The 23,784-nt window shown below is 60.4% G+C and carries 21 protein-coding genes and 1 tRNA gene; 13 read left to right on the top strand and 9 right to left on the bottom strand.

Translation table 11 applies throughout. The annotated features are described in order from the left end of the window. The first annotated feature begins 39 nt into the window (after nucleotides 1-39). The 6 genes from AB8A33_RS15230 (at nucleotide 40) to AB8A33_RS15205 (ending at nucleotide 5,065) form a co-directional block, all read left to right on the top strand. The gene (locus tag AB8A33_RS15230; RefSeq protein WP_439093503.1) at nucleotides 40-762 is read left to right on the top strand and encodes a PIG-L deacetylase family protein; all 723 of its coding nucleotides are present in this window, start codon (nucleotides 40-42) and stop codon (nucleotides 760-762) included. After that, a complete protein-coding gene (locus tag AB8A33_RS15225) occupies nucleotides 759-1,451 on the top strand; it encodes a 4-carboxy-4-hydroxy-2-oxoadipate aldolase/oxaloacetate decarboxylase (protein ID WP_439093502.1) in 693 nt (230 codons plus the stop codon). Before AB8A33_RS15230 ends, AB8A33_RS15225 begins: the two co-directional genes overlap by 4 nt. Before the next feature lie 17 nt (nucleotides 1,452-1,468). Next, complete coding sequence (locus tag AB8A33_RS15220; protein ID WP_439093501.1) at nucleotides 1,469-2,317, top strand: hypothetical protein; 849 nt, start codon at nucleotides 1,469-1,471, stop codon at nucleotides 2,315-2,317. 34 nt (nucleotides 2,318-2,351) lie between these two features. Beyond that, nucleotides 2,352-3,311: a catechol 2,3-dioxygenase gene (locus AB8A33_RS15215; protein ID WP_439093500.1), complete on the top strand. Its 960-nt coding sequence runs from the start codon at nucleotides 2,352-2,354 to the stop codon at nucleotides 3,309-3,311. A 72-nt stretch (nucleotides 3,312-3,383) separates the two neighbouring features. Continuing rightward, a complete protein-coding gene (locus AB8A33_RS15210; protein WP_439093499.1) occupies nucleotides 3,384-4,805 on the top strand; it encodes a purine-cytosine permease family protein in 1,422 nt (473 codons plus the stop codon). Between the two features lie 186 nt (nucleotides 4,806-4,991). Then, nucleotides 4,992-5,065, top strand: a tRNA-Gln gene (locus AB8A33_RS15205). 192 nt (nucleotides 5,066-5,257) lie between these two features. On the opposite strand, the gene AB8A33_RS15200 is transcribed toward AB8A33_RS15205, so the two are convergent. Then, nucleotides 5,258-6,058 carry a YdcF family protein gene (locus AB8A33_RS15200; protein ID WP_439093498.1) on the bottom strand — a complete coding sequence of 267 codons (801 nt, stop codon included), beginning with the start codon at nucleotides 6,056-6,058 and terminating at the stop codon, nucleotides 5,258-5,260. Nucleotides 6,059-6,453: 395 nt separating this feature from the next. On the opposite strand from AB8A33_RS15200, the gene AB8A33_RS15195 reads away from it, so the two are divergent. After that, the gene (locus AB8A33_RS15195) at nucleotides 6,454-7,149 is read left to right on the top strand and encodes a N5-glutamine methyltransferase family protein (RefSeq protein WP_439093497.1); all 696 of its coding nucleotides are present in this window, start codon (nucleotides 6,454-6,456) and stop codon (nucleotides 7,147-7,149) included. Nucleotides 7,150-7,197: 48 nt separating this feature from the next. Here the strand turns inward: AB8A33_RS15195 and AB8A33_RS15190 are convergent, their stop codons facing one another. From AB8A33_RS15190 to AB8A33_RS15170, 5 genes are read right to left on the bottom strand one after another with little or no spacing between them, the layout of a single operon-like run. Beyond that, a complete protein-coding gene (locus AB8A33_RS15190) occupies nucleotides 7,198-7,464 on the bottom strand; it encodes an acyl carrier protein (RefSeq protein WP_068730608.1) in 267 nt (88 codons plus the stop codon). Between the two features lie 38 nt (nucleotides 7,465-7,502). Then, complete coding sequence (locus AB8A33_RS15185; protein WP_439093496.1) at nucleotides 7,503-9,071, bottom strand: class I adenylate-forming enzyme family protein; 1,569 nt, start codon at nucleotides 9,069-9,071, stop codon at nucleotides 7,503-7,505. After that, on the bottom strand, nucleotides 9,071-11,101 hold the full coding sequence (asnB, locus tag AB8A33_RS15180; RefSeq protein ID WP_439093495.1) for an asparagine synthase (glutamine-hydrolyzing): 2,031 nt from the start codon (nucleotides 11,099-11,101) through the stop codon (nucleotides 9,071-9,073). The genes AB8A33_RS15185 and asnB overlap by 1 nt, the downstream gene beginning before the upstream one ends. A gap of 5 nt (nucleotides 11,102-11,106) precedes the next feature. Next, the gene (gene nadE, locus AB8A33_RS15175; RefSeq protein WP_439093494.1) at nucleotides 11,107-12,114 is read right to left on the bottom strand and encodes an NAD(+) synthase; all 1,008 of its coding nucleotides are present in this window, start codon (nucleotides 12,112-12,114) and stop codon (nucleotides 11,107-11,109) included. After that, a complete protein-coding gene (locus AB8A33_RS15170; protein ID WP_439093493.1) occupies nucleotides 12,111-13,250 on the bottom strand; it encodes a thioesterase domain-containing protein in 1,140 nt (379 codons plus the stop codon). Before AB8A33_RS15170 ends, nadE begins: the two co-directional genes overlap by 4 nt. A gap of 142 nt (nucleotides 13,251-13,392) precedes the next feature. Between AB8A33_RS15170 and AB8A33_RS15165 the strand changes: the two genes are divergently transcribed. The 4 genes from AB8A33_RS15165 (at nucleotide 13,393) to AB8A33_RS15150 (ending at nucleotide 17,635) form a co-directional block, all read left to right on the top strand. Beyond that, entirely contained in the window at nucleotides 13,393-13,626 is a 234-nt protein-coding gene (locus tag AB8A33_RS15165; protein ID WP_439093492.1) for a hypothetical protein, read from the top strand. A 794-nt stretch (nucleotides 13,627-14,420) separates the two neighbouring features. Beyond that, complete coding sequence (locus tag AB8A33_RS15160; protein ID WP_439093491.1) at nucleotides 14,421-16,112, top strand: methyl-accepting chemotaxis protein; 1,692 nt, start codon at nucleotides 14,421-14,423, stop codon at nucleotides 16,110-16,112. Between the two features lie 306 nt (nucleotides 16,113-16,418). Continuing rightward, complete coding sequence (locus tag AB8A33_RS15155) at nucleotides 16,419-17,300, top strand: CheR family methyltransferase (RefSeq protein ID WP_439093490.1); 882 nt, start codon at nucleotides 16,419-16,421, stop codon at nucleotides 17,298-17,300. An 8-nt stretch (nucleotides 17,301-17,308) separates the two neighbouring features. Beyond that, complete coding sequence (locus tag AB8A33_RS15150) at nucleotides 17,309-17,635, top strand: PilZ domain-containing protein (RefSeq protein WP_439093489.1); 327 nt, start codon at nucleotides 17,309-17,311, stop codon at nucleotides 17,633-17,635. A gap of 28 nt (nucleotides 17,636-17,663) precedes the next feature. Here AB8A33_RS15150 and AB8A33_RS15145 read toward each other — a convergent pair whose 3' ends face one another. Continuing rightward, on the bottom strand, nucleotides 17,664-17,801 hold the full coding sequence (locus AB8A33_RS15145) for a hypothetical protein (RefSeq protein WP_439093488.1): 138 nt from the start codon (nucleotides 17,799-17,801) through the stop codon (nucleotides 17,664-17,666). 188 nt (nucleotides 17,802-17,989) lie between these two features. On the opposite strand from AB8A33_RS15145, the gene AB8A33_RS15140 reads away from it, so the two are divergent. After that, nucleotides 17,990-18,715, top strand: a complete 726-nt coding sequence (locus AB8A33_RS15140) for a spermidine synthase (protein WP_439093487.1) — start codon at nucleotides 17,990-17,992, stop codon at nucleotides 18,713-18,715. Between the two features lie 12 nt (nucleotides 18,716-18,727). On the opposite strand, the gene AB8A33_RS15135 is transcribed toward AB8A33_RS15140, so the two are convergent. After that, the gene (locus AB8A33_RS15135; RefSeq protein ID WP_439093486.1) at nucleotides 18,728-21,871 is read right to left on the bottom strand and encodes a multidrug efflux RND transporter permease subunit; all 3,144 of its coding nucleotides are present in this window, start codon (nucleotides 21,869-21,871) and stop codon (nucleotides 18,728-18,730) included. A gap of 2 nt (nucleotides 21,872-21,873) precedes the next feature. Continuing rightward, nucleotides 21,874-23,040, bottom strand: coding sequence for an efflux RND transporter periplasmic adaptor subunit (locus tag AB8A33_RS15130; RefSeq protein ID WP_439093485.1), 1,167 nt, complete (start codon nucleotides 23,038-23,040; stop codon nucleotides 21,874-21,876). Nucleotides 23,041-23,378: 338 nt separating this feature from the next. Between AB8A33_RS15130 and AB8A33_RS15125 the strand changes: the two genes are divergently transcribed. Beyond that, nucleotides 23,379-23,618, top strand: a complete 240-nt coding sequence (locus AB8A33_RS15125; RefSeq protein WP_089267192.1) for a hypothetical protein — start codon at nucleotides 23,379-23,381, stop codon at nucleotides 23,616-23,618. Nucleotides 23,619-23,784 lie beyond the last annotated feature (166 nt).

Raw genomic sequence — 23,784 nt, 5'->3', positions numbered from 1 at the left:
CACTTTTCGGGATCATGCTCTAAGCGACAGGAACATCCGATGTCCAAAGCCAAGACAGGCCTCGTGGTCTCCGCCCACCCCGGCGATTTCGTCTGGCGGGCCGGCGGCGCCATCGCGCTGCATGCGAAGAAGGGCTACCGCGTCAAGATCGTCTGCCTTGCTTACGGCGAGCGCGGCGAATCGCAATTCGCCTGGAAGCAGGCGGGCATTACGCTCGACAAGGTCAAGGCTGGCCGCAAGGACGAAGCCGAGCGTGCGGCGGCGTCATTGGGCGCCGAGATCGAATTTTTCGATGCCGGCGATTATCCGTTGCATCTGACCGAAGCACACAAGGAGCGGCTGATCGATATCTATCGGGAGCTCAATCCGAGCTTCGTGCTGACGCATTCGCTCGAAGATCCGTACAATGTCGATCATCCCGCGGCGACCGCCGCCGCACAGGAGGCCCGCATCATCGCGCAGGCGATGGGGCACAAGCCTGAGACGGAATACAGCTACTCGGCGCCACCGGTGTTTCTGTTCGAGCCCCATCAGCCGGAGATGTGCAATTTCAAGCCGCAGGTGATCCTCAACATCGATGAGGTCTGGGACATCAAGCGCAAGACGTTCGAAATTCTCGCTGCGCAAAAGCACCTTTGGGCCTATTACGAGCGCGTGGCCTTGCAGCGCGGCATGCAGGGCGGCCGTAACACCGGCGCGGCCATGACCTATGGGGAAGCCTATCAGCGCCTGTTCCCGATGACCGTGGAGACACTGGCATGAAACCCGTCGTCGTCAGAAACATTCAGCGTGCCGATGCCGATCTGGTGCAGCGCCTCGGTGCGCTTGGCGTCTCAACTGTGCACGAGGCCTATGGCCGCTTCGGTCTGATGAAGACCTATATGCGCCCGGTGTGGTCTGGCGCCGAGGCTGCAGGCACCGCGGTGACGGTGCTGGCGCAGCCCGGCGACAACTGGATGCTGCATGTGGCTATCGAGCAGTGCAGACCCGGCGACATGCTGGTGGTGGCCTGCACGACGGACAACACCGACGGCATGTTCGGCGACCTCCTGGCGACGTCGCTGAAAGCGCGCGGCGGTGTTGGCCTGATCATCGATGCCGGCTGCCGCGATATCAAGACGCTGCGCGAGATGGGCTTTCCGGTTTGGTCACGCGCGATCTCCGCCAAGGGCACGGTCAAGGCGACGCTCGGTGCGGTGAACGTGCCGGTGGTCTGCGCCGGCGCGCAGGTGATGCCGGGTGATGTCATCGTCGCCGACGAAGACGGCGTCGTGGTGATTCCGCGCAAACATGCTGCGGAGGTTGCCGTGAAGGGCGAGAAGCGCTTCGCGGAAGAAGACGCCAAGCGCCAGAAGCTGGCTTCCGGCATTCTCGGTCTCGACATGTACAATATGCGGGAGCCGCTGGCGAAAGCGGGTCTGGTTTACGTCGACGATCCCGATCAGGCCTGAGTGGGAAGGAGGCTGTGATGCGGCTCCGTACTCTGCTCGGCGATCACCCGCATACGGCCGCGCTGAAATCCGGTGCGATAACGTCTGATCTCGTCGAGCTGGACTTCGCGGACTACACGCCCACCAACAAGGGCTTCAAGCCGATGGTGCGCGACGGCGCTTTCGACGTCGCCGAAATGGCTATCGTCACCTATCTGATGGCCAGGAGCTATGACAAGCCGATGGTGCTGCTGCCAAGCGTGATGATGGCACGGCATCAGTTTGGCTTCGCGGTCACCAACCCCGCAGCTGGGATCATCGGGCCGAAAGGCCTCGAGGGCAAACGCGTCGGCATTCGATCGTTTACGACGACGACGGGCGCGTGGCTGCGCGGCATGCTCGCCAACGACTATGGCGTCAATCTCGATGCCATCGAATGGGTCACGTTCGAGGAACCCCACGTCGCCGAATATGTCGACAACACCACCAAGGCGCCCGCCGGAAAGGCGATCATGCAGATGCTGTGTGATGGCGAACTGCATGCCGTGCTCGGCGAGAAGAGCGACGATCCACGGGTGGCGCAGTTGTTCCCGGACGTGGCCGCTGCAGAGAAAGCCTGGCTGGCCAGGCATGGCGTGGTGCCGATCAATCACATGGTGGTCGTCAGCAAGCAATTGTCCGATACGCGGTCCGACGTCGTGCGCGAGGTGCAGCGTATGCTGGAGGCGAGCAGGGCGGCTGCAACGGGCAAGGTGCCGGCGTTCAGCAAGGATGACATGACGCGATCGCTAGAGCTGATCACGGACTACTCCGCACAGCAGGGACTGATCCCGCGCAAGTTCAGCGTCGATGAACTGTTCGATGATGTGACGCGCGCTCTGCGCTAACCTGATCAAGACGCTTCGCCCAAGGACGACACCCATGCTTCCCGAACCCATTTTCGATCTCGCGCATCTCGGTCATCTCGAATTGCTGACGCCGAAGCCTGCCGAAAGTGAGAAGTTCTTCGTCGACGTCATGGGCATGACGGTGTCCGGCCGGCAGGGGGACTCCGTTTATCTGCGCGGCTGGGACGACTATGAGCGCTACTCGCTGAAGCTGACGGCGTCGAACACCTCGGGCATGGAGCATATGGCGCTGCGTGCCCGCAGCCCGCAGGCGCTGGAGCGCCGCGTGGCGGCACTGAAGGGCTCTGGTTACGATATCGGCTGGACCGACGGTGACCTCGGCCATGGGCCGGCATTTCGCTGCCGCGACCCCGACGGTCACATCGTTGAACTCTATTACGAGACGGAATGGTACGAGGCGCCACCAGAGCTCAAGCCGGCGCTTAAAAATCAGGCGCAGCGCTATCCGGCGCGGGGCATCAATGTGCGACGCCTCGATCACCTCAACTGCCTGGCGGTGGATATCAAGGCCAACCGCGAGTTTTTCGAGCACTATATGGGACTCCGGCTGACCGAGCAGATCGTGCTCAACGATGGCACGGAAGCCGCGATGTGGATGACCATGTCGAACAAGAGCTACGACTTCGCCTATTCGCGCGATCACTCCGGCACCAAAGGGCGCTTTCACCACGTCACCTACGCGCTGGACAGCCGGGAAGACATTCTGCGCGCGGCTGATATCTTTCTGGAAAACGGCGTCTTCATCGAGACCGGCCCGCACAAACATGCGATCCAGCAGACCTTCTTCCTCTATGTCTATGAGCCCGGCGGCAACCGCGTCGAAGTCGCCAATGCCGGCGCACGGCTGATCCTGGCGCCGGACTGGAAGCCGATCGTCTGGACCGAAGAGGAGCGCAAGAAGGGACAGGCCTGGGGTCTGAAGACCATCGAGTCATTCCACACCCACGGCACGCCGCCGGTGCCCCACAAGTAGCAAGCCGCTCTGCCGGGATTGGTACGCGTCTTGCTTTGTTGACCTCAGGTTGTTTCTGACGTGGGGGCGAGCATGACTAACTCTGAGTTGCGGGCAGACATCCACAGTATCGAACCGATCCCCGATGCCGACCGGGATTCCACCGGGCCGCAGCAGATGTGGATCTGGGCAGGTGCCAATATTGCACCGGTAAACTGGGCGCTCGGCGCGCTTGGTATCATTCTCAAGCTCGGTCTGTGGGAGACGATCGCCGTTATCGTGATCGGCAATGCGGCGGGCTCCGCGATCTTCGCCGCCTTCACGGTCATGGGCCACAAGACCGGCGTCAACCAGATGGTCCTCGCGCGCTCGGCCTTCGGGCGCCGCGGTGCCTATCTGCCAAGCCTTCTGATGTTCCTGATGACGCTCGGCTGGATCGGAGTGAACACCTATTTCCCGGTCAAGATCTCGATGGCCATCCTCGGCCAGTTCGGCATCGCCGATAGCTGGTTTGCCAATCTCGTGGTCATCACCATCGTGATGGTGACGCAAGTGGTGATCGGCACCTATGGTTTCTATGCGATCCGCACCTTCGAGAAATACACCGTGCCGGTCACGGTGGTGATCATGGTGCTGATGAGTGTGCTGGCCTGGAGCCAGCCCGGCGTCGTCAACTGGAATCACACCACGTCACTGCCGCCGGGGCCGCATCTGGCGATGCTGTCGCTGCTGATGACCGCCGTCGGTGTCGGCTGGGGCATTTCGTGGGTGACCTGGGCGTCGGACTATTCACGCTTCGTGCCGCGCTCGACCTCGTCGAAGGCCGTGTTCTGGTACAGCTATGTCGGCATGTTCGTGCCGTCGGTGTGGCTGGCCATTCTCGGCGCCACCATCGCGTCGGTGACACTCGATACCGATCCGGCCAAGATGGTCTCGGCGGTGTTCGGCGGCGTTGCCAGCATCCTCGTGCTGCTGCTGGTGCTGCACGGGCCGATCGCCACCAACATCCTCAACGTCTATTCGTCGGCGCTGGCGGCGCTCAGCATGGGTGTCCGTTTTTCACGGACGATGCTGGCGCTCATCGTCGGCGTCGCTGGCTATGCGGTGACGGTGTATTTCATCTTCGCGCCGTCCTTCGCCAAGGCGTTCGACAACTGGCTGATCAGCCTGCTGATGTGGATGAGCCCCTATGCTGGCGTGGTGTTGGCCGACTTCTTCGTCAGGCGGAAAAGCCAGATCGACATCGCCGAACTCTACAAGTCGCCGGAGACCAGCATCTATGGCGATATCAACTGGAGCGGCATGATCGCGTTCTTCGCCGGCCTGATCGCCACCTGGCTGTTCCAGGATGGGCTGGTGCCCGCGCTGCAGGGGCCGATCTCGATCAACCTTCTCGGCGGCGCGGATCTGAGCTGGCTGGCGGGCATCGTTGTGGGCGGCGGTGTCTATCTGGCGCTCAGCAGGCGTGTGGTGCCGGAGCCGATAGCCATCCCGGCCGGTGGGCCGGGCGAATAGGGCGAGGCGACCGGGCAGGCCGCGCTCTGCGTGGCCTGTCCATTGCCAGTGGTGTCAATGAGCCGTCATTTCCGTCCAGAGCCCTTGCGCTTTGTCCGGCGGACGGGCTAGAACGCGCCCGAACGAGATGGCATCTCTGTTCCGATCGATTCCAGACTGGATTTTCCTGTAAGTCTCTGAATCGTTTGGGGAATGGTGTAACGGTAGCACAACAGACTCTGACTCTGTTTGTCTAGGTTCGAATCCTAGTTCCCCAGCCACATGCGAATTTCCCTTCGTAGATCAAAGACTTCTAACCCGTAGCCTTTTCGAAAAACCCGGTGGTCCCCGATAATGGTCCACACGAGGCTCGAATGGCGTCCGGTCGCTGCCTGCGGCGGCGTGGTCATACTGGTTTTTCGCTTCCGATGGCTGCGGCATTTGCCGCTTGCCATATCTCGGGCCCAACAGAATCAATGTTCATCGGCGCCTGGCAGCAAGTCGTCGATCCACCCCGCGGCTCGATAGGCAATGAGCCCAAACCATTCGCGCATCGCAATGTCGGTCCGCGACAGCCCATCAAGGGCGAGGGTGCTGAAGGAAAGTGCGTCGCGCCGACCGCCGACCAACCAGTCGACTGGATAAGCCTCGACCGGAAATCCGGCTTTGCGAAACAACCCAATCGATCGCGGCATATGGAACGCTGATGTCACCAGAACCCAGCGCTCGCCCGGCTTCGGCGCCACCAGCGCTTTGGTGAATTCGGCGTTCTCATGCGTGTTGCGCGATTGCCGCTCCATGATCAACCGCGATCTGTCGACCCCAAGGCTTTCGAAGAGCGCGGCGGCGTAATCGGCCTCCCTGGCATCCGACACCAGTCTCGGACTGCCGCCGGTGAACACCAGCCGTGCATTCGGATATTGTCGCGCCAGCGCTGCGGCTGCGATGATGCGGCCGGGCGAGCGACGGACGACCGGCGTGTCGCGTGCAAGTGAAACATCGGCATCGATCGAGCCGCCGAGCACGATGATGCCGTCAGGCGCACGCTGTCCCGGATCCCAGGGCGGGAAGCGCGATTCAAGCGGATAGAGCAGTAATCTTCCAGCCGGGGAAAACGCGGCCACCACAAGCAGCACGGCGGCTGTGATCATAAGCCCGCGGCCAAGCGAAGAAAGTCGTGTTGCCGAAAGGATCGCACCGAGCACACCGAGGCCGATCAGGAAATTGACCGGCGCGAGCGCGTTGCCAAGAGTCTTGGACAATACAAAAAACAACTTGAGGCCTCAGCCCAGTTGATACCAAGAGCGCCATAGCAGCAAACGGCCAACGAAGCCACTGCCACGAATCGTTAGCTCGCTGGATAGGGGGCCGGATCGCCGCGGCCCCCGTTCATAAGAACTCGAAAAAGCGGGACAGGCAAATACTACGCAGCCTCGAAGTGGCCGAAGTCAGAGCGAGGTCTGCATCGTCGGATAACGATGCAGCCGGTGAGCTTCGGCATCGACAAATGCGTAAGGATCGCTGCTGAAAACAACTGCATTCCCGCTATCGGCTCACCTACCTCGTTGTGACTACCGCCATTGCCACATGGGCAAGGCATGATTCTGTCCGACGCAGGATCGCGCCGCATGCAACAGTCGTCGCGCAACGTTCAGGCATGGTGACCGTAATGAGCGAAGTGATCAACGTCGCCAAGGCTTACGATGAGGGGCGCACTCAATTTATGGGAATAGAGTTGCTGGTCGCACCCGGTGCGCTCGTCCCCCGGCCGGAAACCGAATTGCTCTGCACTAGCGCTGTCGATGCTCTGCGTCAGTTAAACGTGCCGGAGCCGCGGGTGATCGACATGTGCTGCGGCGCGGGCAATCTGGCATGCGCCATCGCTCTCAAGATCCCCGACGCGCGCGTCTGGGCGAGCGATCTAACCGATGGATGTGTCACGGTCGCACGTCGCAATGTCGCCTATCACGGACTCACGCAACGCACGTCGGTGCTTCAGGGTGATCTGTTCCACGCTTTTTCAGATCTGCCGCTGGAAGGGACCATCGACCTGATCGTCTGCAACCCACCCTATATTTCGGAAGCGCGGCTCAGGGGCGACCGAGCCCCCTTGCTCGAACTCGAACCACGTGAGGCATTCGCCGCCGGTCCTTACGGACTCAGCATCCATATGCGGGTGACGAAGGACGCAGTCCGATATTTGCGGCCGGGTGGCATCCTGCTGTTCGAGGTCGGCGCCGGTCAAGAGCGACAGGTGACAACCCTTCTTGAGCGCAGCAAAAGCTATGAGAACATCAGGGTGGTGACGAACGAGACCGGCGAAGGCCGCGTCGTTATGGGGTGTCGCAGGGACACAATAACCTGAACCGCTGCGGTGGTGTTCGCGACGCGGTCTGGACGCTGCAGACAAACATCAGCTCTTCTTGCTCATGACGAAGCGTGCGATTCCTTCGATGGAATCGAGGTTCTCAGGCAGGAGCTCGCTGTCTTCGACCGTGATGCCGAAGGTTTCCTCGATGAATCCGATGACCTCGAGCACTCCCGTCGAGTCGATGATGCCCTGGTCGAGCAGCGATGTGTCGACCTCAAGCGAGTTTGCTTCAGAGATGTAGAAGTTCGACAGCAGAAAATCGCGAACTTGCCTTCGATAGGTCTCGAGTGGTTCCCTGACTAGCAGCATGTTTCAACTCCAATTTATCAAGAAAAGTCACGATCAGATCATTCGGAAATCGACTCGTGCAGTGCTCTCTTGTTGAGTTTTTCTGTATTCGTTCGCGGCAGGCTAGGCACGATCACAATACACTTCGGCACCATGAAGCTTTCGAGGCGTCGCTGGCATTCTTTCTGAAGCTGCTTCTCGCTCAGTGTTATTTCCTGCTCGATAACGACAAACGCTTTAACAGCCTGCCCGAGGAGCTCATCGGGAACGCCAATGACTGCGGCTTCCCTTACGCCCGGAATATCCATCAGCACGTTCTCCACCTCCTTGGGGGCGATCTTCTCTCCTCGGGATTTTATGATCTCGTCGCTGCGGCCAACGAAGTAGAGGTAGCCTTCCGCGTCCATCCGGCAGTAGTCGCCGGTGTACAGAACCTGCTCGCCCGGCAGCGGACCGGGCCTGAGTTTCCTGGCCGTGGCCTCTGGCTTGCCCCAATAGCCTCGCATCACCGTTGCGCCGCGAATGACAAGCTGGCCAACCACGTCGGGGCCCACGCGTCTGTCGCGCTCGTCGACAATCCACATCTCGGTATTCGGGATGGCGATCCCAACGCTCAGCGGCTTTCGATCGATATCCTCCGGGGGCAGAAAGGTGCAGCGCTTGCATTCAGTGAGGCCGTACATGGAATAAATGCGCGCTTCCGGAAACAGATCCTGCAGCAGACGAATGTGCTTCATCGGCAGCGCAGCTCCGGTGTTCGTGACATAGCGGATACTCGAGAGATCGTGCTCCTTTATCGACTTGAGCCCTGACAGCGTCGAGAAGATCGTCGGCACGCCGGGCAGGCCGGTCACCCGCTCCTCGGCGATAAGCCCGAGAATCTGTGCCGGAAAAGCGAACGACCGTTCGAGGACCAGTCGTGCCCCCGTGCGAAACGCCATGATCATCTGATACAGGCCGTAATCGAAGGCGAGCGGCAGGACGTTCAAAATGACCTCGTCTTCGTGTAGCGCGAGGTATGAGGCGATCGACGTGCACGCGGTCAGCATGTTCCGGTGCGTCAGCATCACGCCTTTGGGATCGCCGGACGATCCGGAGGTGTAAACGATGGCTGCGAGATCGATATCGATGCAGCTGCGCGCGGGAGCTACGTCGTGGCCGGCGGCGCCTGCCTCGCTCCAGCGTATCGCATGGGGCAGCTCCGTCAGCTCAGCATCGTCGATAGGCCCGGAAACGATCACCCGGCGCAACGACGGGCATGCCTGCGCGGGCTCCTTGAATATCGGCAAGAGATGTTTGTCGGTGATGAGCGCCGTCGGCTGGCAATCATGAAGCAGGTAGCCAAGCTTGTCGCGCTTGGTGAGCGGATTGACGATGCACACCACGGCATTCGCCTTCAGCACGGCCCAGAAACTGACGACGGTCTCGACAGTGTTGTCGGCGAAGATAATCACCCGGTCGCCACGTTCGACTCCGCTCGCGACCAGATAATTCGCGATAGCGTTGGAGCGCGCCTCGAGCTCACCATAGCTGATGCGATGCTTGCCGCATACCAGCGCCACCTTTCCACCGAGATGGCGGGCGGAGTGGATGAGGTAATCATGCAGGAGCGGTACAGGACCATGCATCAGGATAGGGCCCCCTCAACCCGGTGCTCGCGATCGATATCAACGGTCAGCTCCAGCGCGTGGCGTCCACCAGGACGGCTCGCGACGAATTGTTGGTGCAGGAGCTGGGTCGATAACACGCCGACCATCGCCATGTTGTCGGAGTTCGAGAGATTGCCGTTGCCGGTTGCGGCCTGTGTCCGGCACTTGCTGCGCAGGCGCGCGACCGCGTCGGGATCGAAGACGTTTGCTTCGCGAATGGCCGTTTCTGAAAGCGCGTCGTCGATGTAGGCGGGCGTATCGCGGCCAACGAAACACAGAGCGTCGGGCGCACGGAACGGCTGCTTCTTGCGGGCGATGATGTCCGACGGCACGATCGGCTGTGCGACGCGCTTCAGAACGTGCTTCTCGTCAAGGACGCGGAGCTTGTAGGCGGGCGGCAGCGAATTCGCCAGCGCGACCACGTCCTCGTCAAGGAAAGGAAAGCGTCCTTCGACTGAATGAGCCATGAGCATTCGGTCGCCCTGAGAGGACAGGAGATATCCCGACAACAGTGTCTGGATTTCGAGATATTGATCCTGCGCAAGGGAGCTCCATTGCGTGAACTCAGGAGGCAGATTGGCGATCAAGTCGGAAACCGCATTGTGCTTCGCCGATTCCGCACACATGTCGCTGGAGAACAGTCGTTTGATGCCGCTGGTCGTTCGCCAGCGGGTGTCATGCGCGAAGCCCGGCGTGGCGTGTTCCGACAGATTGCGCCCGAAAAACTGCCGGGCCATTGCTCGCTGCGTGACCGGCGAGCGTGTGAGATAAGGGTAGAGACGCTCAAGCAGCCGCGCGCGGCGTGTCGAAGCGGGGTGCCGCCCCCAGAAACGGCGGACCTTTCCTTCGCGGAACAGATCGTAGCCGGCAAACATTTCGTCGGCGCCTTCGCCGGACAGCACAACCTTGACGCCGCAGGCGCGCACCAGGCGCGACAGCAGGAACAACGGCGCCGGCGCCGTTCTCAAGATCGGACGCTCGGTGTGGTAGATGACCTGCGGAAAAATCTCGGCGATGTCACTGCGTGAAACCACCACTTCATGGTGCTCACTACCGGCGACCCGAGCGGCCAATCGCTGGAACTCGGTCTCATCATATTCAGCGTCGGCAAAACGCAGCGAGAAAGTCTGGAAGCGTTCGCCGGCAAAGTGACAGCCCATCGCCGCAATAAGCGAACTGTCGAGCCCGCCGGACAAATAGCTGCCGACGTTTACGTCGGAGCGTACCATTCGAAGCGACGTCGCGGATTCGAGCGCGCTGCGCACCTGCTTCACGGCATCGTCGAGTGAACCGGAAAACTGGCCGTCGCGCGGATGGGATAGTTCGGGATATCGCGGCTTCCAGAACGCTTTCTCGCGAATATCGCCGTTTTCATAAATGCGGAAATGTCCCGGGACGAGCTCCTTGATCCCTTGAAACACGCTCTGCGGCGCCACAACGGTCCAGAGAGTGAATGTCTGATCGATGCCCACTGGATCGAAGGTGCGGGGAATCGCTGCATCCGCCGCGAAGATGGCCTTCACTTCGCTGGCGAAATACAGTCGACCTTCGCGCTCGCAGAAATGCAAAGGGCAAATGCCGGTGCGATCGCGTGCCAGCACCAGACGACGGGCTGCCGAGTCCCAGATCGCGAGCGCCCACTGTCCCGTCATCCGCTCAAAGGCGTCCTCGCCCCAGGCCCGATAGGCGTTGACGATGACCTCCGTGTCGCTGCGGGTCCGGAACCTGTAACCAAGCCTGATCAGCTTCTCACGCAACTCAACGTAGTTGAAGATTTCGCCGTTGAACACAATCCACGTCGTGCCGCTCGCATCCGCGAGAGGTTGCTGACCGCTCGAAATGTCGATGATGGACAAGCGGGCATGTGCCAATCCCGCGCGTGCGTCCCGGTATAGGCCGCGCTCGTCCGGGCCCCGATGGGCCAGCGCGCCGAGCATGCGCATCAAGGCCTCGCGCGAGGGGGCCCCTGCGGCGGCGCTTACTGACACTATGCCCGCGACACCGCACATGCAGGTCAGTCCTCGAATACTTGAGTGACGAGCAGGGGTCGTGCGTGGAGGTAGCGCGTGACACGACGCTTGGCGTCAATATCCCTGAATACCAAATCGACTTGGGCTGCTGTCAGTCCGATAGCCTCTGCGACTTCGTCTGACGGAATCCCGTGATTCACCGCGTAAAGGCACAGATCCATCTGGTGATAAGGCAGCGCAAAATAGAACTCCTCCTGGCTCTGCGGCATCGAGAACGTATCCGTGGTCGGTGGCCTGCGCTGGATCTCCTCCTCGACCTCGAGATATTCCGCGAGCTGATAGACTTGCGTCTTGTAGAGATGGGCGATCGGCATCACGTCCGCGATTCCGTCGCCCTGCTTGACGAAAAAGCCCTGGTCGTGCTCGAGGCGGTTCGGTGTGCCCGCGACCGCGTATCGGAGGCGGTCGGCGTGGTAGTACTCCGTCATCTTGCGGACGCGCTGCTTGAAATTGGTCGCGGCGACGATCTGGAGATAGGCGTTTGACGAAAGACGAACGGTGCGGGTGCTGCCGTCGCGGCTCTGAACCGTGAGACGGGTGATATTCAATCCGTTGCTCGCGAGAACCGATGGCAGCACCAGCTTGCATTTCCAGTCGTCGTCATATTCGGGAACGACGGTCCGGATTGCCTCGATCTGCCGGCGATAGGCGCCGAGCCCCTCGAGGGCGGGCGATATGTCTTCCAACACGGTGTCGATGCCAAGCTGCGCCGCCCAACTGCGGCCGAGCCTCAGTGAATCGTCCGAAGAATGGTGCTCGGGCATGAAGATACCCAAGACCTTGTCGTTGCCGAATGCACGCACGCACAACGCCGCGACGACGGAGCTGTCGATGCCGCCGGAAAGACCAACGACGGCGCCGCGGCGCCCCAACACATCCAGGACCTGTTGGCGTAGCGTCTGGACAATCCTCTCGACTTCGGCAACGGGATCGAGCGCCAATACGTTGTTGCCGAACTCCCGCACAGCTGGAATGTGCGCAGCAAGGGTCATGACAGCGCTTCCCGCTTGCAAAATTCGGCCGGTGTGTAGGTTTGCGCGACCGCACTCTCGACCAAGGGGAGGTTGGTGGCGAGGTAGGGCTCGACGACGAGCTCGATATGCGTGCCTGCAATGGGGATCACGTCGAGGCTTGCGAGGGCGCAATCCCAGCCGAGCGCGTGCGGCGCTCCGTCCCGGTTGCAGCGAAACAGTGTAGCCCCGATCGGCAAAGCCGGCTTGGGCGACGCCAGCCATTGGTAGAAAGCTCGCGACCGCAACACCTCTTGCAGTTCAAGCCTAATTCGGAAGCTGGTGGCGTTGAACTTCCCTCGCGTATAGCGACCAAGCATCCAGGTAAGGGATGCCTCGCCACCGATTGCAGCCGTAACCTTTGCGAGTGCTCGGCAGGCTATCCGCGACATGTTCACATGATTGGCGCGGAGCCGCCGCAACGTTCGGGCGAGCGTCTCCCGGTAATCGCGGCCCTCATTGACGATGGTTGTATCGAGAATTCCCAGGAACTTGATGGACCGCCGTGCTTCCAGCAGCCGCGCCGCAACTTCGAACGCGACTACACCACCAAGGGAGTGGCCGAGAAGGCGAACATGTCCGAGAGGTTGGCTCCGGCCGATTTGCTCCATCGCGGCATCTGCCATGGAGGCGACCGTGTTGTTTCCGTCGAGGATGCTCGTCAGGTCGGGGTATTTGATCGGGACGACCCGGGCGATCTTGCCCAGCCCCGCTGCAAAAGCTGCCATGCTCGGACCGTAACCGAGGGACCCCGGCAACAAGAACAGGATTGGACGCAGATCAGCTTGCTCGCCCACGGCTTTGGCAGTTGCCTTCCCGGACACAATCGCCTTGACCATATCCGCGGCTGTCATATCGAGTGCGATGTGTCCGACCGATAACTCAAGCCCGGTGGCGCTCTCTATTTCCTGAATGCACCGCTGCAGCCTTGATAAATTGTCGGCTTCCTCCGAGGTTCCGGGCATGTCGCGGGTGTTGAAACTCTTGGCCCAGGCATCCTGCACGATTTGATAGATCGTCGGCTCGCGTCCCTGCGCCCTTGAGGGCCGCAGCCTCTGGTTGACGAACGGATCGGCCGGTCGTTCCACCACTTCTGGTTGGAGATAAGTCCGAGCCATAGGTCACCTGCCGAGCCCAAGACTTGTTATCGCTGGCCATGGAAATTTCGACATCCTGCGTTTGAAGGACGTTGCCGACAGATGGGACAAAGGTGTGCCATTATGTCGCGGTGGGATTGCTGCTCATTCTCACGAGCACGCGATGAGCACGGCCTGGCTCCGTATTGCTGGAAAGTGGCAAGCCAGGCGCTGCGCTGAACATCAGCTCGATATGAATGCCCAGCGCTGTGATGACGACTGGGTGCAGTATGTCGTCCGGAACATGTTCAGAAAGGTGCTTGAGGGCCGCACCTTCACCATTACCGGCCCGCTCCAGGCTGAGGCGAAGGAACTCTCTGAAAGCTGTCGGGCGATCATCAGGAGCGCTGCAGCGTAGTACCGCGTAGTAAAAGTTGTGGAACGGAGCAGGACAACCGGACTTGAGTCGATGACTTCACTCCGCGGAGGTATCGATGTGAGAGCAACGAAACTACCAGCAGTCAATCTATTGCTGTGCCGCCGTTGCGGGGCGGCACGCACTCTTATCAAGATTGTGGAGCAGCCTAGAGCCAGTCTGCCTGGCGACCGTAGGACGTTCCGGTGTCCCAGCTGCATGTCGTCCCAGACCTACCAAATCAACCGGCACGGGGCGCAGCTGCTATCTTCAGATTGAGATGCAGTTGGGCGGTTATAATCTCACTGCGAGATAAATACCCGGACCAGATTGCTTCTGGTTCCCCAGCCAGCACGTTCAGTCGTGCTCGCACGCCGCATCGTTACTCGCGCTGAGCGATGGATAAACTTTAGGTCAGCAATGTTGGTGATTGGAACCAAAAATTGTATTTTTGATTCGCCACTTTGCCCAGAGGCACGATGTCGTCGCTGCCCTACGCCAGCACACTCCCACAAGTAGTGAAATTGCGGCGGTCAACCTCAGATGCTTGTTACTAACTGGCTGATATTGCAGGTCATCGAAAAAGAGAGCTTCGGTTCATTTTTGCTCAGCCAGAATGTCGCACCTTTACCAATGGTTTACATAATACCTACAAATTGAAGCGGCGGGACTTGATAACAAGAAAGTCATCGATCCCCGTGTTCGTCGCTCTGCCATTGCACTTCTGCTGACTGCTTCATTTCCACGACACCCCGCACATTGCGGACCAACGGTCGAAAACCGAGGGACCCTTCGTCATGCTCGCCAGCCTGTCTATTCGCGCCAAGATCACCATTGTTCTTTCATTTTTGCTGCTTGCGATGACGGGTCTCGGCCTGATCGCGGTTCGGAAGATGCAGGCGATCAACGCCAATGCGGTGGATATCCAGACCAGCTGGCTGCCAAGCGTGCGTTTCCTCGGCGATCTGCGCTCGGGTACGATCACCTATCGCAACGTGATCCGTCAGCACATGCTGTCCGAGACGCTCGAAGAAAAGCTGGCCAATGAGAAGACCCTGGAGACGGTGGTCACGAGCAACAACGGCATCCGCGCGAAGTATGAGAAGCTGATCACCTCGCCGGAAGAACGCGCGCTCTACGAGGAATGGAGCAAGCTCTGGGACAGCTATAAGAAGGGCACGCTCGATGTGATGGATCTGTCGCGCAAGAGCGCCGGCAAGATGCCGCAGGAAGCAAATTTGCTCAACACCAAGACTGTGAATCCGATCGGCTTGAAAGCTGACGAACTTCTGAACAAGGACATCGAGCTCAATCTCAGGGGCTCCGACACTGCCGGTGCAGAGGCTCTCGCCAATTACAATGCTGCCTTCATGATGGTTGTCGCAATCCTCGTGGTCTCCGCCGTGCTTGGTATCGGCATTGGTATCTATCTCGTGCGGGACGTCTCCAGCGGCATCGCATCGATCGTCAAGCCGATGCAGGCGTTGGGCCAGGGCGATCTGACCGCCATCGTGCCGCATCAGGGCATGAAGACAGAGATCGGCACGATGGGAGACGCGCTGCAGATCTTCAAGCAGGCGCTGATCGACAAGCGTACGGCCGACGAAGCGGCAGCCGCCGATGCAGAAGCCAAGATCGAGCGCGGTCGCCGCGTCGATAGCATCACGCGCGAATTCGAAACGATGATCGGCGAGATCGTCGAGACGGTGTCGTCGGCTTCGACCGAACTGGAAGCCTCTGCCAGCACGCTGACCGCGACCGCCGAACGTTCGCAGGAGCTGACAACGACCGTGGCAGCCGCTTCGGAGGAGGCCTCGACCAATGTGCAGTCGGTTGCTTCGGCGACTGAGGAGATGGCCTCGTCGGTGAACGAAATCAGCCGTCAGGTGCAGGAATCGGCCAGCATCGCCAACCAGGCCGTCGATCAGGCGCGCCTGACCAATGATCGCGTCAGTGCGCTCGCCAGCGCGGCCGCTCGCATCGGTGACGTCGTCGAACTGATCAACAACATTGCCGGCCAGACCAATCTTCTGGCGCTCAACGCAACCATCGAAGCAGCGCGCGCCGGTGAGGCCGGTCGCGGCTTCGCGGTGGTGGCATCGGAAGTGAAGGCGCTGGCCGAGCAGACGGCGAAAGCCACCGGTGAGATCTCGACGCAGATCTCCGGCATCCAGGCGGCGACGCAGGAATCGGTTGGTGCGATCAAGGAGATCGGAGACACCATCGGCCGGATGTCCGAGATCGCTTCGACGATTGCGTCGGCGGTGGAAGAGCAGGGCGCTGCGACCCAGGAAATCTCCCGCAACGTCCAGCAGGCAGCGCAGGGCACAATGCAAGTCTCGTCGAACATCACCGACGTGCAGCGTGGCGCCAGCGAGACCGGCTCGGCATCCTCGCAGGTGCTCTCCGCAGCGCAGTCGCTGTCCTCGGACAGCACGCGTCTGAAGGTCGAGGTCAGCAAATTCCTGAACGCCGTACGCGCAGCCTGACGCTACGAGATAGCAAGACATTGAAGCCGGCGCGTAAGCGCCGGCTTTTTCATTGTTAGTTGCGCCGCCTCCCGCCATTCGCTTGTTGAACTGTTGCGCAGGTTGCAGGTTACCGCGGGGCGGCGGTTATGTTGCCGCGCTTCTCAACTTTGTGCCCGGCGCAGGAAATCTCGCGCAACGTCCTTCGGCGTCTTGGCGATCTCTTAGTCATTTGCTGCAATCGTGTAGTACGCATTTTTTGCACGGAGCGGCATACAGTCGTCGCTGCAAGTTATTTGGACCGGCGCTGCGTCTTAGAAAGAGACCATGACCCCTATCGATTATGAGTATTTGCAGAAGATCCTGAAAGATCGTTCCGGACTGGTGCTGTCGGCCGACAAGAAGTACCTGCTCGAAAGCAGACTGATGCCGCTGGCGCGTAAGGCTGGTGTCGCCGGGATCAGCGAACTTGTTCAGAAGATGAAAGCTGGCTCCGAGCCGATGATCTCGGATGTGGTCGAAGCGATGACCACCAACGAGACCTTCTTCTTTCGCGACAAGACCCCGTTCGAGCATTTTCAGAACACGGTCATTCCCGACCTGATCAAGGCGCGCGCTAGCAAGCGCAGTCTGCGGATCTGGTGCGCCGCCGGCTCGACCGGGCAGGAGCCGTATTCGCTCGCCATGATCATGAAGGAACTCGGTGCCGCGCTGACCGGGTGGCGCGTCGAGATCGTGGCCACGGATCTGTCGCCCGAAGTGCTCGAAAAATCGCGCACTGGCGTCTACACCCAGTTTGAGGTGCAGCGCGGTTTGCCGATCCAGCTGCTGGTGAAATACTTCAAGCAGACGGGCACGACGTGGCAGCTCAACGCCGACATCCGCGCGATGGTTCAGTTCAAGCAGTTCAATCTGCTGCAGGACTACGCGCATCTCGGCAAGTTCGACGTCATCTTCTGCCGCAACGTACTGATCTATTTCGATCAGGCCACCAAGAGCGACATCTTCGGCAGGCTTGCAAAGGCCAGCGAGGCTGACGGCTATCTGTTTCTGGGAGCAGCTGAGACCGTGATCGGTCTCACCGACCGCTATCAGGTTTGTCCCAATCGCCGCGGTGTGTATTTGCCGGTGGGTGTGCAGGCGTCGCCATCGATCGTGCCCAACATGGGTGCCGGACTGAAGACGTCTCCCGCCAGTATGCGGGCGTAGGAGCGGTCATGGCAGAAGAAGCTGTAACGAACGGGCGCGTCACTTTCGGGCGCGGCTACAATGTCTGGATCATGGCTATCGACGGCACATGGCGACGCAGTTGCGTGCTGAAGGCTGTGTCGAGTCACGACGCCGAGTTGATCCTCGAGACGTCCATCGAGGGCCTCAATCTGAAGGAGTTCTTCCTGCTGCTGTCATCGACCGGACTTGCCTATCGCCGCTGCGAACTGGTCAAGGTGAACGGTGCGCAGATCGACATTCGCTTCCTGAACACCAAAGGTAGCAAGAAGAAATCGCCGGCGAAGAGCGATCAGGGCGATATGGCTGACGCCTGATCATGCGGCATGAAGCTATCGACGATCATCACATCGAAGTGGGTATCTTCCGCCACGAATAGACCGATCTCGCCACCATCGCCGAGACGGTTTCGATGCCCTCGCGTTCCAGTATCAGCCTAATGGACACGAGCGGGTCGTCGTCGACGACCAGAATGCGTTTCATGGCGGCGCCCCCGCGCGCTGGAGTGAGCCTGCAGTCACTCTCCACGCAACACGCAACCGTGACGCAACGAATCATCGACGACGTTAGGTGTTTAGCCGTTTGGCCGGAGGTGTCTGTCCAGATTTGCACACTTGGGGCATTTCGTTGTTGCCGCATTGCACGCACCATGTACATGGTTGGATATGAGCATGATGTTCGAAGAACTGGATTATCGCCCGACGCCGATGGGCGTTCTGACCCTGCGACGTCGGCGGAAGCCGGGGGCGGACGTCGATATCTTTGAGATCAAGCTCGGCGATGAATTTCTGATGTCGAGCGCGTTCACGGCTGCCGAGATCGCGCTGGCGGATATCGGCCTGGCGTCGCTAACCGGCAGCGGGCTGGATGTTGTCGTTGGCGGTCTCGGTCTGGGCTACACGGCGCAGGCGGTTCTCGCGCACGAGAAGGTCGGTTCGCTGGTCGTCATTGATGCACTGCCCGAAGTGATCGAATGGCACCAAGCCGGCCTGATCCCGATCGGCCGCGAATTGTCGGCGGACGGGCGCTGCCGTCTGGTCCATGGCGATTTCTTCAAGATGGCGACCTCGACGGATGGTCATCTCGATCCCGATGCCCCCGGTCGTCGCTTCGATGCGATACTGGTCGATATCGACCATGCGCCGGACAACCTGCTGCATCCGAGCCATGCCGTGCTCTATACGGCGGCCGGGCTGCGGCGTCTGTCTGAGCATCTCAAGCCGGGCGGCGTGTTTGCGCTGTGGTCGAACGACCCACCGGAAGCTGCATTTACAGCCGTGATGGAGAGTGTCTTCGGCGCCGTCACCGCGCATGTCGTGGCCTTCGACAATCTGAATGCAGACGAGGAAGTCTCCAACACGGTCTATGTCGGCACCAGGATCGAAGAGGCCGCATAGCGCGCCGTTGCGCTATTCGGCGGCCTGTTTCGCCAGCACCTGCTTGTCCGACCGGTTACCCTCGTCGCGCTTCGATCGTCCCCAGCCCGACATGATGTTCGAAAGCTTGTCGAGATAGACATAGACCACCGGCGTGGTGAACAGCGTCAGTGCCTGGCTGACGATGAGGCCGCCGACCATCGCATAGCCGAGCGGCTGGCGGATTTCCGAGCCGGTGCCAGTGCCGAGCATCAACGGCACGCCGCCGAGCAGCGCCGCCATGGTCGTCATCATGATCGGGCGAAAACGTAGGAGAGCTGCCTTACGGATGGCTTCCTCCGGTTCAAGATGTTCGTCGCGCTCGGCAGCAATTGCGAAGTCCACCAGCATGATGCCGTTCTTCTTGACGATGCCGATCAGCAGCACGATGCCGATCAGCGCGATCAGACTGAAATCGAAACCGAACGCCATCAGGATCGCCAGCGCACCGACGCCCGCCGAGGGCAGGGTGGACAGGATCGTCAGCGGGTGGATGTAGCTCTCATAGAGAATGCCGAGGATCAGATAGACCACCACCAGTGCGGCGAGGATCAGCAGCGGCACCGTCGAAAGCGATTGCTGGAACGCCTGAGCCGTGCCCTGGAAGGTGCCGCGCAGAGTCGATGGCGCGCCGATATCCTGCATGGCATTTTGCACCGCATCGGTCGCCTGTCCGAGCGCAACGCCCTGCGCCAGATTGAAGCTGATCGTGATCGCCGGAAATTGTCCCTGATGGCTGATCGATAGCGGCCGCACCGGCACGGTGGTCCATTTCGCAAAGGCCGACAACGGCACCATGTCACCGGTCGTCGGCGACTTGATGTAGATCTTGTCGAGCGAATCCAGTTTGCCTTGCATCTCCGGCAGGATTTCAAGAATGACGTGGTAGCTGTTCAACTGTGTGAAGTACTGAGCGACCTGACGCTGGCCGAACGCATCATACAGCGTGTCGTCGATCAGTTGCGGCTGGATACCGAAGCGCGAGGCGTTGTCGCGATCGATGGTTAGCGTCAGCGTCGTGCCCTTGGTCTGTTGATCGGTGGCGACGTCGCGCAGTCCCGGCAGCGTCTGCATCTTGGCCAGAATCTTCGGTGCCCATTCGTTCAGTTCCGTCAGATTGGCGTCCTGCAGCGTGTATTCGAACTGGGTGCGGGTGGCGCGGCCGCCGAGACGGATATCCTGCGCGGCCTGCATGAAGAGCCGTGCGCCCTGGACCTTTTCCAGTTTCGGGCGCAAGCGCGTGATGATCTGCTGCGCGCTGGCCGAGCGTTCGTCGCGCGGCTTCAACGTGATGAACATGCGCCCGGTATTGAGCGCTCCGCCGCTGCCGCCGATGGACATGGCCACGCTGGCGACGTCGGGATCGGCCTGCACGATCTTGCCGAGTTCTTCCTGATGGATCTTCATGTCGGCGAAGGAAATATCCTGCGATGCCTCGGAGGAGGCCGTGATCAGGCCGGTGTCCTGCTGCGGGAAGAAGCCCTTCGGGATAATCATGAACAGATAGACCGACAGGACGAGCGTGGCGAAGAACACCATCAGCGTCGTCAGGCGCCAGCGCAGCACGAGGTCGAGGCCGCGCTCATAGGCGCGCAGCAGAGCGTCGAAGGCGTTCTCGCTAAGCTGATAGAGCCGGCCATGCTTGGCGTGTTTCTCCTCGCGCAGGAAGCGCGAGGCCATCATCGGGGTCAGCGTCAGCGACACCACCAGCGAGACGAAAATCGTCATGGTCAGCGTCACGGCGAATTCGCGGAACAGGCGGCCGATAATGCCACCCATCAGCAGCAGCGGGATCAGCACGGCGACCAGCGAGACTGATATCGAGACGATGGTGAAGCCGATTTCACCGGCACCTTTCAGCGCGGCAGCCATCGGTGTTTCGCCTTCCTCGATATACCTAGTGATGTTTTCCAGCATCACGATGGCGTCGTCGACCACGAAGCCGACCGAGATGGTCAGCGCCATCAGCGACAGGTTGTCGAGTGTATAGCCGAACACCCACATCAGCGCGCAGGCGCCAAGCAGCGCCAGCGGCACGGTGACGCTGGGAATGACCGTCGCCCAGACGCTGCGCAGGAAGATGAAGATCACCATCACGACAAGCCCGATGGTCAGCAGCAGCGTGAACTGCACATCCTGCACGGCGGCGCGGATGGTCTGCGTGCGATCGCTGAGGACCTCGATCTTCACGGTCGGCGGGATCGCGGCCACCAGACGCGGCAGCTCCGCCTTGATCTTGTCGACTGTGTCGATGACGTTGGCGCCGGGTTGCTTGAAAATCACCAGAAACACGCCGCGCTTGCCATTGGCCCAGGCCGCCTGCTTGGCGTCTTCAGGGCCGGTCACCGCCTGTCCGATATCCCTGACCCGCAACGGGCCGCCATTGCGAAAGGCGATGATGACGTCGTTCCAGTCTTTCGATTCCGGCAACTGGTCGTTGGCGTAGATCGTGTAGCTGCGGGTCGCGCCGTCGATATTGCCTTTCGGGCTGTCGACGGTGGTGATCGCGATCTGGCTGCGGATGTCTTCGAGTTGCAGCCCCTTGGCCACCAGCTTGGCGGGATCGATCTGGATGCGGATCGCCGGCTTTTGCTGGCCGCCGATCGTAACCTGGGCGACACCGGAGATCTGGCTGATCTGCTGCGCCAGTTGCGCATCGACACTGTCACTGACCGTCGTAATGGGCAGCGTGTCCGATGTCGCCGACAGTAGCATGATCGGCGAGTCCGCCGGGTTGACCTTGCGATAGGTCGGCGGGCTCGGAAGTGTCTTCGGCAGTTGTCCGCCGGCGGCATTAATCGCGGCTTGCACGTCATTGGCGGCGCCGTCGATCGAGCGGTTGAGATCGAACTGGATTGTGACTGCGGATGTGCCGAGCGAACTCGTCGACGTCATCTGCGCGACGCCAGGGATCTGCGCCAGCTGTCGTTCCAGCGGCTGCGCCACCGAGGACGCCATGGTCTCGGGACTGGCGCCGGGCAGGCTGGCCGCTACCTGTATAGTCGGGAAGTCGACTTGCGGCAGCGGCGCGACGGGAAGTTGGGGATAGGAGACCAGGCCGACGAACAGAATGCCCGCCATCAGCAACGATGTCGCGATGGGGTAGCGAATGAACGGTGCTGAAATTCCTCCGTTCATGGCTATTCGCCTTTCGCCGGGTTGGCTGCGGATGTTGCGACCGATGTCGCCACCAGCACGCCCGGCTGCACTTTATATTGCCCGGCGACGATCACACGCTCGCCAGCGCTCAGCCCGTCCTCGACCACCGTGCGGCCGTCCATGGAAGGGCCGACCTTGATTTTCTTCAGCTCGGCCTTGTTGTCGGCGCCAACCGCAAAGGCGTAGAGCCCGTCGGCGCCATGCTGAACGGCATCGTCGGGAATGACGGTCGAATCCTTCAGCGTGGTCACCAGCAGCCGCGTCGAGACTGACAGGCCGGGCCACAGCACGTGGTCCTTGTTGTCGAATACAGCCTTCAGCCGGATGGTGCCGCTGGTCGTGTCCACCTGATTATTGACGACCGAGAGCGTGCCTTCCGACAGCACTCGCTTTCCGTCAGTCGTCAGTGCGATCACCTTGAGCGGACGCGCAGCGAGTGACTGGTTGATGTCGACGAGATTCTGTTCAGGCGCAGTGAAGATCACCGCAATCGGTTCGATCTGTGCGATGGTGACGATACCGGTCTGGGTCGCGGCATTAACGATGTTGCCCTGGTCGACCTGACGAAAGCCGACGCGGCCGGAGATCGGCGCCTTGATCGTGGTGTAAGCGAGCTGGGTCTGCGCATTCGAGATCGCGGCATCATCGGCAGCGATCTGCGCATTCAGTTGCAGCACGGTGGAGCGTTGTGTGTCTGTCTGTTGCCGCGTCGCAAATTCGCCGAGTTTGGTGAAGCGCTGCAGATCCAGATTGGCGTTGGCGAGATTGGCTTCGTCCTGCGCCTTCTTGGCCTTGGCCTGATCGAACGCCGCCTGGAACGGGCGCGGATCGATCTGCGCGAGCAGGTCACCCTCCTTGACGATCTGTCCTTCGGTGAAAGCGATAGTGTCGATCTGACCATCGACACGGGTCCGCACAACGACGGTATTGAAACCCTGCACGGTGCCCAAACCGCCGAGATAAACGGGGAAATCAGCTTTTTCGACAGATGCAATTTTCACCGGGATGGGGGCAGGGCCGCGCGGTTTGTCGGCATTCGTCTGCTGGGCTCCGGTAGTCTCGTAATGGCGCCATGCGGTAATTCCGCCGGCCGCAAGCAGCGCCAGAACGATCAGCCCAGTCCATCGAAAACGGGTAAGCGTTGTCATGGTGATCTCATCAATCTCTTGGCAGCCACTGACGCGGACATGCGCATCCAATGCACGCCCGCTTGGGCGGCTACTGATCAGCTAGGTCTCGACTCAAATGCTGTAAACACACGACCGCTTGAACGCGTGCTTCATTGCCAAATCTTCATGTTCGCAATTAGTGACGCCTGATCTCTCGCATCGTTCCGAGGGGACACTGCGCTCCATTTTGTGCGGTGTCTTGGACAATCCATCTGCGCAGTGCGAAGCGCCTGGTGTTGTAACTGCGCGTCGTATCCGCCATAGGCTCGTCGAAGCCGACATCGCGGCTTGCAAATGTAATCGATCCGGAGCGGGACATGGACGAGTTGAATGGGCGGATGATCGCGTGTCAGATTTTGATTACCGGATTGATCGCGCGGGTCGCCAATGACTCGCCAGATCCGCTGCGCTTCCTGACCGACTATCGGGACGAGATCAAAGCCGTCGTGCGTGGCATCAACATTGCCGGCATGGAGAATACGGATCGGGTCAGGCAGTCAGCGCTTCAGACCGTCGATGAGATGTTCTCGCTGATGAAGCCGCCTAGCAGCGAATAGGGTGGCCGTTTCATATTACCTCCAGGTAGCTGCCGCGACCAATCTAGACATATTCAAACATAAGCCCCCTGAAATCTGGCCCAATTGCGTTGACCACCCGTTCTCCTGCCGACTACGTCCATGGGACAAATTATCGCACTTGATGCGTCCTGGCGTCGCAGTTTTG

It is taken from the genome of Tardiphaga sp. 813_E8_N1_3 (assembly GCF_051811025.1).
Classification (GTDB): domain Bacteria; phylum Pseudomonadota; class Alphaproteobacteria; order Rhizobiales; family Xanthobacteraceae; genus Tardiphaga.
Note: the sequence above shows the minus strand (reverse complement) of the source record. Positions and strands in the feature narration are given on the sequence as shown.

Coding starts and splice junctions, on each gene's coding strand:
- AB8A33_RS15145 (WP_439093488.1), bottom strand. CDS start 17,801: ATGAAACGCATTCTGGTCGTCGACGACGACCCGCTCGTGTCCATTAGG.
- AB8A33_RS15220 (WP_439093501.1), top strand. CDS start 1,469: ATGCGGCTCCGTACTCTGCTCGGCGATCACCCGCATACGGCCGCGCTG.
- AB8A33_RS15165 (WP_439093492.1), top strand. CDS start 13,393: ATGAGCACGGCCTGGCTCCGTATTGCTGGAAAGTGGCAAGCCAGGCGC.
- AB8A33_RS15135 (WP_439093486.1), bottom strand. CDS start 21,871: ATGAACGGAGGAATTTCAGCACCGTTCATTCGCTACCCCATCGCGACA.
- AB8A33_RS15195 (WP_439093497.1), top strand. CDS start 6,454: ATGAGCGAAGTGATCAACGTCGCCAAGGCTTACGATGAGGGGCGCACT.
- AB8A33_RS15140 (WP_439093487.1), top strand. CDS start 17,990: ATGATGTTCGAAGAACTGGATTATCGCCCGACGCCGATGGGCGTTCTG.
- nadE (WP_439093494.1), bottom strand. CDS start 12,114: ATGACCCTTGCTGCGCACATTCCAGCTGTGCGGGAGTTCGGCAACAAC.
- AB8A33_RS15125 (WP_089267192.1), top strand. CDS start 23,379: ATGGACGAGTTGAATGGGCGGATGATCGCGTGTCAGATTTTGATTACC.
- AB8A33_RS15170 (WP_439093493.1), bottom strand. CDS start 13,250: ATGGCTCGGACTTATCTCCAACCAGAAGTGGTGGAACGACCGGCCGAT.
- AB8A33_RS15230 (WP_439093503.1), top strand. CDS start 40: ATGTCCAAAGCCAAGACAGGCCTCGTGGTCTCCGCCCACCCCGGCGAT.
- AB8A33_RS15155 (WP_439093490.1), top strand. CDS start 16,419: ATGACCCCTATCGATTATGAGTATTTGCAGAAGATCCTGAAAGATCGT.
- AB8A33_RS15130 (WP_439093485.1), bottom strand. CDS start 23,040: ATGACAACGCTTACCCGTTTTCGATGGACTGGGCTGATCGTTCTGGCG.
- asnB (WP_439093495.1), bottom strand. CDS start 11,101: ATGTGCGGTGTCGCGGGCATAGTGTCAGTAAGCGCCGCCGCAGGGGCC.
- AB8A33_RS15225 (WP_439093502.1), top strand. CDS start 759: ATGAAACCCGTCGTCGTCAGAAACATTCAGCGTGCCGATGCCGATCTG.
- AB8A33_RS15210 (WP_439093499.1), top strand. CDS start 3,384: ATGACTAACTCTGAGTTGCGGGCAGACATCCACAGTATCGAACCGATC.
- AB8A33_RS15215 (WP_439093500.1), top strand. CDS start 2,352: ATGCTTCCCGAACCCATTTTCGATCTCGCGCATCTCGGTCATCTCGAA.
- AB8A33_RS15160 (WP_439093491.1), top strand. CDS start 14,421: ATGCTCGCCAGCCTGTCTATTCGCGCCAAGATCACCATTGTTCTTTCA.
- AB8A33_RS15190 (WP_068730608.1), bottom strand. CDS start 7,464: ATGCTGCTAGTCAGGGAACCACTCGAGACCTATCGAAGGCAAGTTCGC.
- AB8A33_RS15185 (WP_439093496.1), bottom strand. CDS start 9,071: ATGCATGGTCCTGTACCGCTCCTGCATGATTACCTCATCCACTCCGCC.
- AB8A33_RS15150 (WP_439093489.1), top strand. CDS start 17,309: ATGGCAGAAGAAGCTGTAACGAACGGGCGCGTCACTTTCGGGCGCGGC.